12 protein-coding genes are annotated in these 10,192 nt (G+C 61.9%); 6 read left to right on the top strand and 6 right to left on the bottom strand.

Annotated features, from left to right (window positions below; translation table 11 throughout):
• The first annotated feature begins 370 nt into the window (after positions 1 to 370).
• The 3 genes from AC07OT_RS21525 (at position 371) to ppnP (ending at position 3,220) form a co-directional block, all read left to right on the top strand.
• Positions 371 to 2,254: an acetyl/propionyl/methylcrotonyl-CoA carboxylase subunit alpha gene (locus AC07OT_RS21525; RefSeq protein ID WP_495108999.1), complete on the top strand. Its 1,884-nt coding sequence runs from the start codon at positions 371 to 373 to the stop codon at positions 2,252 to 2,254.
• Positions 2,255 to 2,328: 74 nt separating this feature from the next.
• Positions 2,329 to 2,871, top strand: coding sequence for a 3'-5' exonuclease (locus AC07OT_RS21530; RefSeq protein WP_065940541.1), 543 nt, complete (start codon positions 2,329 to 2,331; stop codon positions 2,869 to 2,871).
• 64 nt (positions 2,872 to 2,935) lie between these two features.
• Positions 2,936 to 3,220: a pyrimidine/purine nucleoside phosphorylase gene (gene ppnP / locus AC07OT_RS21535; RefSeq protein WP_027603886.1), complete on the top strand. Its 285-nt coding sequence runs from the start codon at positions 2,936 to 2,938 to the stop codon at positions 3,218 to 3,220.
• A 63-nt stretch (positions 3,221 to 3,283) separates the two neighbouring features.
• Here ppnP and AC07OT_RS21540 read toward each other — a convergent pair whose 3' ends face one another.
• On the bottom strand, positions 3,284 to 4,090 hold the full coding sequence (locus AC07OT_RS21540) for an MOSC domain-containing protein (protein ID WP_495109000.1): 807 nt from the start codon (positions 4,088 to 4,090) through the stop codon (positions 3,284 to 3,286).
• A 39-nt stretch (positions 4,091 to 4,129) separates the two neighbouring features.
• Positions 4,130 to 5,065, bottom strand: coding sequence for a chemotaxis protein CheV (locus tag AC07OT_RS21545; protein WP_027603884.1), 936 nt, complete (start codon positions 5,063 to 5,065; stop codon positions 4,130 to 4,132).
• Between the two features lie 550 nt (positions 5,066 to 5,615).
• Between AC07OT_RS21545 and AC07OT_RS21550 the strand changes: the two genes are divergently transcribed.
• The 3 genes from AC07OT_RS21550 to AC07OT_RS21560 all read left to right on the top strand — a co-directional run bounded on the left by AC07OT_RS21550 (position 5,616) and on the right by AC07OT_RS21560 (position 7,969).
• The gene (locus tag AC07OT_RS21550; protein ID WP_174557005.1) at positions 5,616 to 6,065 is read left to right on the top strand and encodes a hypothetical protein; all 450 of its coding nucleotides are present in this window, start codon (positions 5,616 to 5,618) and stop codon (positions 6,063 to 6,065) included.
• Positions 6,066 to 6,419: 354 nt separating this feature from the next.
• The gene (locus tag AC07OT_RS21555; protein ID WP_495100730.1) at positions 6,420 to 7,313 is read left to right on the top strand and encodes a sensor histidine kinase; all 894 of its coding nucleotides are present in this window, start codon (positions 6,420 to 6,422) and stop codon (positions 7,311 to 7,313) included.
• A complete protein-coding gene (locus AC07OT_RS21560) occupies positions 7,310 to 7,969 on the top strand; it encodes a response regulator (protein WP_495109001.1) in 660 nt (219 codons plus the stop codon). The genes AC07OT_RS21555 and AC07OT_RS21560 overlap by 4 nt, the downstream gene beginning before the upstream one ends.
• On the opposite strand, the gene yegS is transcribed toward AC07OT_RS21560, so the two are convergent.
• From yegS to AC07OT_RS21580, 4 genes are all read right to left on the bottom strand, one after another.
• Positions 7,928 to 8,848 (bottom strand): lipid kinase YegS, encoded by a 921-nt coding sequence (yegS, locus tag AC07OT_RS21565; protein ID WP_495109002.1) that lies wholly within the window; start codon positions 8,846 to 8,848, stop codon positions 7,928 to 7,930. The genes AC07OT_RS21560 and yegS overlap by 42 nt on opposite strands.
• A 96-nt stretch (positions 8,849 to 8,944) precedes the next feature.
• A complete protein-coding gene (locus tag AC07OT_RS21570) occupies positions 8,945 to 9,490 on the bottom strand; it encodes a hypothetical protein (protein ID WP_495109003.1) in 546 nt (181 codons plus the stop codon).
• A 33-nt stretch (positions 9,491 to 9,523) separates the two neighbouring features.
• Positions 9,524 to 9,850, bottom strand: a complete 327-nt coding sequence (locus AC07OT_RS21575; RefSeq protein WP_495109004.1) for a hypothetical protein — start codon at positions 9,848 to 9,850, stop codon at positions 9,524 to 9,526.
• A 24-nt stretch (positions 9,851 to 9,874) separates the two neighbouring features.
• The gene (locus AC07OT_RS21580) at positions 9,875 to 10,183 is read right to left on the bottom strand and encodes a hypothetical protein (protein WP_053133393.1); all 309 of its coding nucleotides are present in this window, start codon (positions 10,181 to 10,183) and stop codon (positions 9,875 to 9,877) included.
• Positions 10,184 to 10,192: the final 9 nt, after the last annotated feature.

Genomic DNA, 10,192 nt, shown 5'->3' on the forward strand with positions numbered 1-10,192 from the left:
TGCAATCGGGGGCAAGCCCCCTCCCACATTTTTTACCGAGTACACCAGACCCAACTCCGGTCGGCTCTAAGGCCGCCGCGCTTTGGCTCTTGATCTCAAATCGCCCCGTCAAACACGCTGGCCAAACGCAGGCTTTGGAGCGTGGGTAACCCGGCAGGACGCCGGGTTAGCCGCGCTGGGCCATGGATGGCCCATCGCGGCGGCCCACGCTCCAAAGCCGGAGTGAGGGCACACCGAGCCTAGGCGAGGTGCCGAGTGTTGGGGCGAGGACCTTTTGGTTACTTTTGGGTCCTTCCAAAAGTGACCCGCTGTAAGAGCGGAACCCTAAGTGGCCGTTACCTAAATAACGGATATACACACGGAGCAAAAAATGCCGCAGTTCACAAAAATCCTGATCGCCAACCGCGGCGAAATCGCCTGCCGCATCCAGCGTACAGCCCAGGCCTTGGGCTACCGCACCGTCGCCGTCTACAGCGACGCCGACGCCCAGGCCCTGCATGTGCAGATGGCCGACGAAGCCGTACGCATCGGCCCCGCTGCGGTACAACTGTCCTACCTCAACATCCCGGCCATCCTCGAGGCCGCGGAAAAAACCGGCGCCGACGCCATCCACCCCGGCTACGGTTTCCTCTCGGAAAACCCCGGTTTCGCCCGCGCGTGCCAGGACGCCGGCCTGACCTTCATCGGCCCCAGCGCCGAGGCCATCGAACTGATGGGCAGCAAGCGCCGGTCCAAGCTCGCCATGCTCGAGGCCGGCGTGCCTTGCATCGCCGGCTACCAGGGCAGCGCCCAGGATGACACCTGCCTGCAACGTGAAGCCGAGCGCATCGGCTACCCGTTGATGATCAAGGCCAGCGCCGGCGGCGGTGGCCGTGGCATGCGTCTGGTCCACCAGCCGGAGGCGCTGCTGGAAAGCCTGCACAGCGCCCGCTCGGAGGCCAGGCATGCGTTCGGCAGTGACGAGCTGATCCTCGAACAGGCACTGATCGAGCCGCGCCACGTCGAGATCCAACTGTTCGGCGACCGCCACGGCAACCTGATTTACCTCGGCGAACGCGACTGCTCGATCCAGCGCCGCCATCAAAAAGTCATCGAGGAAGCGCCCTGCCCGGTGATGACGCCCGAACTGCGCCAGGCCATGGGCGAGGCCGCGCTCAAGGCCGGACGCGCAGTGAATTACCTCGGCGCCGGTACCGTGGAGTTCCTGCTCGACCGCAACGGCCGGTTCTACTTCCTGGAAATGAACACCCGCCTGCAAGTGGAGCACCCGGTCACCGAGCTGATCACCGGCCTCGACCTGGTGGCCTGGCAACTGCAGGTCGCCGCCGGCCAGCCGCTGCCGCTCGAGCAGGCGCAGGTGAGCCTGAGCGGCCACGCCATGGAGGTGCGCCTCTATGCCGAAGACCCGGCCCAGGGCTTCCTGCCGCAAACCGGTGAGGTACTGCGCTGGGAACCGGCCGTGGGCGTACGGGTTGACCATGGGCTGTGCGAAGGCGAAACCATCAGCCCGTTCTATGACCCGATGCTCGGCAAGCTCATCGCCCATGGCGCCACCCGCGAAGAAGCCCGGCGCAAACTGCTGCGGGCGGTGGAAGACACGTTGTTGCTGGGGGTGACGACCAATCAGCGCTTATTGGCTGAACTGCTCAAGCACCCAGGGTTTATCGACGGTGATTTCAGCACCGGATTTATCGCCGAGCACTTCAGCGAAATACCGCACCAGCCCGCGACAAGTGATCAACTCGCCCTCGCCGCCGCACTGTTTTACCAACACAGCGCCGACCAGCATCCCCACGGCCTCGCGGGATGGCGCAACAACGCCCGGGTTCCCTGCACCTTTCGCCTGGAGGCCGACGGCGAAACCCACACCGTCACCGCCGCCCCCTTGCCACTCAGCACCGATGGCCGTCACGCCACCCTGGTGCTCAACGGCATTCGCCGCCGTATCGCCTATCACCTGGAGGGCTCTCGGCTGTGGTTGCCTGGCCTTATCGTCAACAACTGCACCCAGCAAGTTGCCGGGCGCCAGGCCGACGCCGGCAGCGGCACGGTCAAGGCACCGATGGACGGTGCCATCGTCGACGTCCGCGTCAGCACCGGTGAACAGGTGACTAAAGGCCAACTGCTGCTGGTGCTCGAAGCCATGAAAATGGAGCATCCACTCAAGGCCGACAGGGACGGCGTGGTCAAGGCCGTGCAGGTGATGGCGGGCGATCAGGTACGCAATCGCCAGGTTCTGCTGGAGATCGAATAACCCCCTAGTCGGAACTACAAGGCCGGTCTACGCTCTATCCCCAACAGGAAAGGACGAGTACGGGAACCTGCGCGATGCCTCATTGGCTGATTATTGACCTTGAAGCCACAACGGATGAAGGCGGCTGGCCCGTGACGGAGATGGAAGTCATCGAGATCGGCGCGAGCCTGGTGAACCGCCAGGGCCGCGAACTGGACCACTTCCAGCGCTTTGTGCGGCCGCTGCGCCGCCCCTTGCTCACGCCCTTTTGTCGCCAGCTGACCCATATCACCCAGGCAAACATCGACGGCGCTGCACCGTTCACCGAGGTGTGGCCGCTGTTCGAGCGCTGGCTGGGCCAGCATCAGGCGCGCCTGGAAGGCTGGGCCAGTTGGGGTGACTACGACCGCGTGCAGCTGGAGCTCGAATGGCAGCGCCATGGCCTGGCCAGCGCCATGGCCCCCACGCCCCATGTCAACCTCAAGCAACGCTTCGCCAAGGCCCGGCGCCTGGACAAGCCCCTGGGGCTCAATGGCGCCCTGCAATTGGCGGGGATGCAGTTCCAGGGCCAGCAACATCGAGCGCTGGAAGATGCACGCAACACCGCGCGCCTGTTACCGTTGATTTTGCCGGTCTAGGCAGCTTCCCTGGCCTTGGGCATACTGGCCGACCTTTCCAGACCCTTTTTCCGAGGATTCGCCCATGTTCAAAGTCAACGAGTACTTCGACGGCACCGTCAAGTCGATCGCTTTCGGCACCGCAGAAGGTCCGGCGACCATCGGCGTGATGGCCCCGGGTGAATACGAATTCGGCACCGCCCAGCGTGAAATCATGCACGTGGTGTCCGGCGCCCTGAGCGTCAAGCTGCCCGACGCCAACGACTGGGAAACCTTCGCCGCCGGCAGCCAGTTCAACGTACCGGCCAACAGCAAGTTCCAGCTGAAGGTCGCGGTGGACACCGCTTACCTGTGCGAATACCGCGGCTGATCGCTGCGCCGCAAAAAAAATGCCCGTCTCCTGGGAGACGGGCATTTTTTATGGGCCCATGGCTTATTCGAGGATGATCACTGGCATGCCCACTTCCAGGCGGCCCACGCCATCATTGACCAGGTTCTGGCCAAAAATCGCGCCGTCCTCGGTCTTGCGGTAGGCCTCCAGCGTCACAAAAGGCTCACGGTCGGCGCTGCGCTCGCCAGTGTGCGGATCGATGGTGGTGAGAATACAGCGTGAGCAGGGCTTGACTGCACGGAACTCCACATCCCCGATGCGCAGGCGCTTCCAGCCGTCTTCGGCGAAGGCGTCGCTGCCTTCGATCACCAGGTTGGGGCGAAAGCGCAGCATGTCCATGGGACGGCCGACTTTTTGCGAGAGGTCGTCGAGGGACGCTTGCCCGATCACCAGCAACGGATATCCGTCGGCGAACGCGACCTGGTCATCATCGCGGCCGTAACCTGCCTGGGTGGTGCGCGCCCGTTCAAGGGGGATCTGCACCAGCCGCGTGGGCTTGCCGATAAAGGCGCTGACCCAGGCGGCGGCTTCGTCGCCGGCGTCCGGCACACGCAAGGTGTCGCGCCAGATGGTCACGCCACGTAGCTCGGCCGCACTGCCGGGCAACGCCACGTCCAGCGGCGCGTAGCCAGGCGAACTCAGGGTCAGGCCACCGCTGCTGTTCCACAACGCCGACAGTTGGCTCATCTTCGCTACGGCGCGCTGGGTGAGGAAACGCCCGCTGGCCTCATCCACCAGCATCCAGCGTCGATCGCCGTCCAACCCGAGTTTATCCAGGCCGACCTGTTGCAGGGTTTCGGCCTTGCCGGACTTCAAGGGGTAACGGTACAACGCGCTGAGACGAAGCATGGGCCAACATTCCTGAGGGGCAAAGCCGTCACCCTAAGGTCAAGCGGACGCTTCGTCCAGCATCAGGCGCTGACGTACCACATCCACCAGCTTGTCCGGCTGGAACTTGGACAGGAAGTTGTCGCAGCCGACCTTCTTCACCATCGAGTCGTTGAAGCTGCCCGACAGCGAGGTGTGCAGTACCACGTAGAGCTTGCGCAGGCGTGGGTCGTTGCGGATTTCGGTGGTGAGGCGGTAGCCGTCCATCTCGGGCATTTCGGCGTCGGTGAAGATCATCAGCAGCTTGTCGGTCATGACATGGCCGGCGTCGGCCCAGGCCTTGAGCATGTTCAGCGCCTTGAGACCGTCGCTGGCGATGTGCATCTTCACGCCCAGTTGGCCAAGGGTGTCGCGCAATTGCGACAGGGCCACGTTGGAATCGTCCACCAGCAGCACTTCGCGGCCACGGGCGCGTTCCAGCACCGGGTCGTCGAGTTTTTCGCGGGAGACCTTGGCGTTGTACGGCACGATCTCGGCGAGAACTTTTTCCACGTCGATGATTTCCACCAACTGGTCGTCGACCTTGCTGATGGCGGTGAGGTAATGCTGGCGCCCGGCGCTGGTCGGCGGCGGTAGGATGGCTTCCCAGTTCATGTTGACGATGCGGTCCACGCCACCTACCAGGAACGCCTGCACCGAGCGGTTGTACTCGGTGACGATAATGGTGCTGTTGGGGCCCGGCACCAGCGGACGCATGCCGATGGCCTGGGACAAGTCGATCACCGGCAGGGTCTGGCCCCGCAGGTTGACCACGCCGCACACGAAGGGGTGGCGCTGGGGCATCAGGGTCAGCTTGGGCAGTTGCAGGACTTCCTGCACCTTGAACACGTTGATGGCGAACAGCTGCCGCCCGGCCAGGCGGAACATGAGGATCTCCAGGCGATTCTCACCCACCAGTTGCGTGCGTTGGTCTACCGTGTCGAGAATGCCGGCCATTAAGAGCTCCTGGTGTGCGCTGGAAAGTAATGCGCGAAGTGTTTGTGCAGTTAGCTTGTTATCGGCGGCAAACGCCGGACCTTGACCCCAGTAAAATGCCATGTAAATTCATTGATGTCACACTGACATCATGCTTTACTGCTGAGGCCTGTTCATATGGCGGTGCAGCGACATTGCGCGACACTCAAATCGACGCAAGGTTCCGCCATGTAAGGGATTCCCCTATACACAATCAGGCCCAACCTGATATTCGCAATATCTAATAGCCATTAATGTGACGCCATTCTCATTGCATGAATGGAGTCAGGCTTTTGTTTGCCATCCACAGCCCTCGTCTTATGGGTTTTCCAGACGCTCACGTCGCGGCAACTGAAGGTGTGCAATCGAGCCCACTCACGAGGGCCACGCGCAGCCGTCGCCGTCATTCAAATAAACGTCCTACTGAAAACTCAGAAGCGACCTACAGATTCCCGTTATCTTTCAGCGGTAGTTTTACGCCATTCACCCGGTGCGACCTCTCATCACCCGACCTTATGTTGTGGAGACTTGCATGATGAACGACGGTAACGAGTGGCAACTTGCACTTCCTGAGTTCCTGCGCGAGGCTGAAAAGCTGCTGGCCAAGTCGGAAGAATGCCTGAGCCATCTGCATCTGATTCGCAACGACAGTGACGCCATCGACTGCATGAAAATCAGCCTGATCAAGCTCGCCGAAAAGGCCGATTGCCTGGCCCTGCAAGCGATCAGCGAGTTCTCGCGGCATATCCAGGACGTGATCGCCAACGCCGAAAACCCGTTGCAGTTACACGATCAAGCCCTGGGGGCCCTGCATGACTGCCTGACATTGCTGGCCTGGCAGTTGGAATTGATCGATGCAAAAACAGGCCAACTGACCCTGGATAAAGAAGAACAGACCAAGTTGATTGACACCGTCACCCTGCAAATTCCGCAAAAGGGTTTCAGTTACAATCCGCAACAACGTATGCATCATTTGTCTTGAGGCGCTCTCAGGTCGCATTCAAGCACGGGGTTATCTAAAAACGACAGCGCCAACTAACTCGCTGGAGCAAAATGGCGATTTAACATCAATTAGCTATTAACGATACAAACCCTTTGAAATAATACAACCTCACTTCATTAACGCCGGGATTATCATTCCCCGCGTTCTTGCGCGTTTAAATAGGCCGCCAGGCACGGCACCTGGCGACCAACGGTAAGAGTGGTGGTACTATGCCCCCGCTTGAAGTGACTCAACTTCAGCCTGCTTGAGAACGATTCAAGAACGTATTCCAAACAGAGCCCGGTCAGCCGCGACCGGTCTTCCCGCAGCGAACCTTCATTGGCTCCATCCGCTATGCATGCCAGCCTCAAGACATTCATCGCAAGGTCCGCGTCCCGCAGTAACGCACGCCGTTTGATCCTCGCCCTGTGCTTCGGCTCGCTGCTGCTGAGCCTGTGGGCCTACAGCCGCTCCGCGCCGCTGCCACTGCTGGTGCTGCTGCTCAACCTGGCCATCTTGGTAGTGGTTGGCCTGCAACAGTGGCGCTCGCGTAAATCCATCAAGTTCCAGCCCCAGGAGTTGGCCGATCGCCTGTTGCAAGTGCAGGAAAACGAACGTCATCGCCTCAGCCGTGAACTGCATGACGATATCGGCCAGTTGCTGACCGCCGCCAAGCTGCAAAGCGAATGGCTCAAGCGCCGCCTGCCGGAGGAGCTGCAAAGCCAGTGCACCGTGCTGTGCAACACCTTGAACGAGACCCTGGCCAAGGTGCGCGACGTATCCGCCATCCTCAACCCCCGGCAGCTCGCCAGCCTGGGCCTGGAAGCCAGCCTGCGCGCGCACCTGCTCAAGACCCTGGAAAACACCCCGGTGCACTGGAGCCTCGAATGCCAGCAACGACTGACCGGCATCCCTGAAGAAATGGCCGTGGCGGCCTTTCGCATTACCCAGGAAGCCGTGACCAACATGCTTCGCCACGCCCAGGCGCGCAATCTACTGGTGCGCCTGCAACGCCTGCCCGAGGGCCTGTCGTTGACCATCTGTGATGACGGCCAGGGCTTTTCGCCCGCCATCAACCCCGGCCTGGAAGGTCAACGGGGCATGGCTGGCATGTCCGAGCGCATTGACCAGCTTGGCGGTTCATTGTCCGTCAGCAGCCAACCAGGCAACGGCACACGGATCGACGCGCTTTTCCCCTGGGCACCCCGCACTCTGGAACGGGCCAGCGCCCCTAAGGTTATCGAGTGACCTGCACATTACTCCTGGTGGATGACCATGCACTGATCAGGGCCGGCGTACGTGCGCTGATCCAGGATATTCCCGGCTACACAGTGACCGGCGAAGCCAGCGATGGCGCGCAGTTGCTGGAGCAGTTCAATACCTTGCTGCCGGATATCGTGCTGTTGGACCTGTCCATGAAGCACACCAGCGGCCTCGATGCGCTACAGCAACTCAAGCGTGCGCACCCCAGGAGCAAGGTGCTGATCCTGTCGATGCACACCGACCCGGAGCTGATCATGTGCGCGCTGGAGGCAGGCGCCCACGGCTACCTGCTCAAGGACACCACTGCCAACGAGCTGGAACACGCGTTGCGGGCCTTGCGCAACAACGAGCGCTACCTGAGCCCGGCGATCGCCCATACCGTGATCAACCAGGCGCTGGTGCGCAGCCAGGAACCCGCCACGCCCGCACGCCACAGTCATAACCTCACGGCCCGCCAACTGGAAATCCTGCGCCTGATCGTGCGCGGCAAATCCACCCGCGAGATCGCCCACGGCCTGGGCCTGAGCATCAAGACCGTAGAAGCCCACCGCTCGCAAATCATGAAGCGCCTGCAGATATTCGACGTGGCGGGCCTGGTGTTATTTGCCGTGCGCGAGCAGATCATCAGCCTGGACGACTAGGGGCGAACCCACCGGCAGATGCACGCGCAGGGCCTTGGGCAAGGCCTCGAAGTGCAGGTCGTCACCTTCCAGCGGCTCACCATCGAGGTTGATGTACAAGCCCTGCGCGACCTTGATGTTGACCCACGGCAGGCGTGCCCGCACGAACATCGCGTCCAGCTCCCAACCGTTACCCATCAGCTCGCGCAAGGTGCCCACCACTTCCTGGGGCGCCGGCAGGATACTGATGTCGAGCAAGCCATCGTCGGCCAATGCGCCAGGGCACAGCACATGCCCACCGCCCGCCTGGCGACCGTTGCCGATGCCCAGGGCGAGCAGCTCGCCCTTCCAGTGGAAATCCGGCCCGTCCAGCTCGGCATAGGCGGCCTTCAACTCGCTGAAGCGCGTCAGGCCGGTGAACAGGTAGGCGGCGCCACCCAGGACTTTCTTCAGGTCTTCGGAAGTATTGGCGGTGACCTGGCTGCCGAAGCCGCCGGTGGCCATATTCAGGAAGATTTGCCCGCCGACCTGGCCGAGGTCGATCGCACGGGGCGGCACATCCAGCAACGCCAGGGCCCGGGCGGGCTCCAATGGCACGCCGGCAGCCTTGGCGAAATCGTTGGCGGTCCCCAGAGGCATCAGCACCAGGCTGGCCTCACCTTTGGCCTGCGCCATGGCCTCGGCCACGTCGCGCAAGGTGCCATCGCCGCCGCCGGCAATGATGTGGGTGTAGCCGCCCTCCAAGGCCTCCTTGACCAGGCGCTTTGCGTCACCACCCTCCCAGGTCACCCGTACCGCCAGCTCCCAACCCTGATCGCGCCGCGCCAGCACGGCGCTGCGCACGTCCTCGTTGAGGGCCTGCTTGCCGTGGAGGATCAACAGTGCCTTGGGGGTGGTCATGGGTGGCTTACTCCTGGATTCAAAGGTGCTTGAAGGATGTGGACCTTGGGCGACTGAAAAAAAGCCATAGGCGTTGAAAATTAATCCCGCGACTCACTAGAAGTTATCCATCGCGTTGCACATCGACAGCTTGCCCTTGGACGCAGGCTCCACCGCGACCCATTGCGTGGCGCCCGCCGGCAGTTCATGCAACTGGATCGAACAATTGGCATACATGGACGCCTGCACCATGTAATCCACCCCGGGCCGAGGCACGAAGGCCATGCTGGCGGAGCATTGCCGGGAATACTGCAATTGCCCCAGGTAATGAAAGGCGATCGGCGTGTTCGCCGGCACCACCAATTCCGACGACACCGCAGCCGCCCACGAATAAATCGGCCCAGGCATGCCCAGGCTTTCACCGTTGTGATCGGGGAAGCCCGCTTTCGTCGACGCCATCACCCCGGCGCCCGGCACGTTCCAGTCCAGGCAATCACGCCCCGGCACCGCGCGCACCAGACCATCGGTGATCAACCGCACGCGGGCGGTCTCGCCGGTCTGCGGTGCAACGTAGCCGGTGGACAGGGAGCGGATGTTCGCCACTTGGCCGCAGCCGGTCAGCAGTACCAGCAACGCCACGGGAAACACACGTAAAAGGCTCATCAGCAGTCAACTCGCAGAGGAATAAAGGGCCGCTTACGGCTGACGGCAATTCTGGTTGACCGACAGCTCTGGCGCCGGCTCGTACTTCACCTGCTGCAAGCCATCAGCGCCCTGGAAGATGAAGTACTTGATCCGGCAGTCCTTGAACATCGGCGAATAACCCTCAGCCCGGAAGCCTTGGCCATCGACCTGCTTGGTCACAGCGTTGTTTCGGCCGACCACGGCGAGCACCTGGGCGTAGCTCTGGCCCATCTTCACCCCCGGCTCGCCGGTGACCGTCATCGACGAGGCGCAACCGCCCAGCCCTGCCGACGCCAATGCCAGCGCGACGCCGTACAGTCCATTGCGTAGATCGTTCATGCCTTGCTTCCTTTTAGTGATGGTTCAGCGACGGCCTTCGCACACTGGAGATTCGCCAATGCGGCCAAGCTTGCACAGATCCAGATTATCCTTGCGGGTAAAGCCAGCGTCCTTCATGCAATAGAAGTGCTTCAGTTTCTCATCGATTGAGCCGCCGCCCGTGCCCGCCACATTGGCGTACCCGCACGCGAGCATGCTGCTCTTGACGCCTTCAACCGACACCCCGCTCTTTTGCCAATAGGTAAAATCAGGCGGCGGAGGTTGAAAGCCCCTGCCCGTGCAGCCGGTCGTTAACACCGCGCAAAAACTTAACAGCAGACACCGACTGAACATGGCGTTCTT

The sequence above is a fragment of the Pseudomonas sp. GW821-FHT09C10 genome, assembly GCF_059418085.1.

Excerpts from the sequence above, each read along its gene's own strand:
- AC07OT_RS21555 (WP_495100730.1), top strand. The coding sequence starts at position 6,420 with ATGCATGCCAGCCTCAAGACATTCATCGCAAGGTCCGCGTCCCGCAGT.
- AC07OT_RS21540 (WP_495109000.1), bottom strand. The coding sequence starts at position 4,090 with ATGCTTCGTCTCAGCGCGTTGTACCGTTACCCCTTGAAGTCCGGCAAG.
- yegS (WP_495109002.1), bottom strand. The coding sequence starts at position 8,848 with ATGACCACCCCCAAGGCACTGTTGATCCTCCACGGCAAGCAGGCCCTC.
- AC07OT_RS21525 (WP_495108999.1), top strand. The coding sequence starts at position 371 with ATGCCGCAGTTCACAAAAATCCTGATCGCCAACCGCGGCGAAATCGCC.
- AC07OT_RS21550 (WP_174557005.1), top strand. The coding sequence starts at position 5,616 with ATGATGAACGACGGTAACGAGTGGCAACTTGCACTTCCTGAGTTCCTG.
- AC07OT_RS21530 (WP_065940541.1), top strand. The coding sequence starts at position 2,329 with ATGCCTCATTGGCTGATTATTGACCTTGAAGCCACAACGGATGAAGGC.
- AC07OT_RS21580 (WP_053133393.1), bottom strand. The coding sequence starts at position 10,183 with ATGTTCAGTCGGTGTCTGCTGTTAAGTTTTTGCGCGGTGTTAACGACC.
- AC07OT_RS21545 (WP_027603884.1), bottom strand. The coding sequence starts at position 5,065 with ATGGCCGGCATTCTCGACACGGTAGACCAACGCACGCAACTGGTGGGT.
- ppnP (WP_027603886.1), top strand. The coding sequence starts at position 2,936 with ATGTTCAAAGTCAACGAGTACTTCGACGGCACCGTCAAGTCGATCGCT.
- AC07OT_RS21575 (WP_495109004.1), bottom strand. The coding sequence starts at position 9,850 with ATGAACGATCTACGCAATGGACTGTACGGCGTCGCGCTGGCATTGGCG.
- AC07OT_RS21570 (WP_495109003.1), bottom strand. The coding sequence starts at position 9,490 with ATGAGCCTTTTACGTGTGTTTCCCGTGGCGTTGCTGGTACTGCTGACC.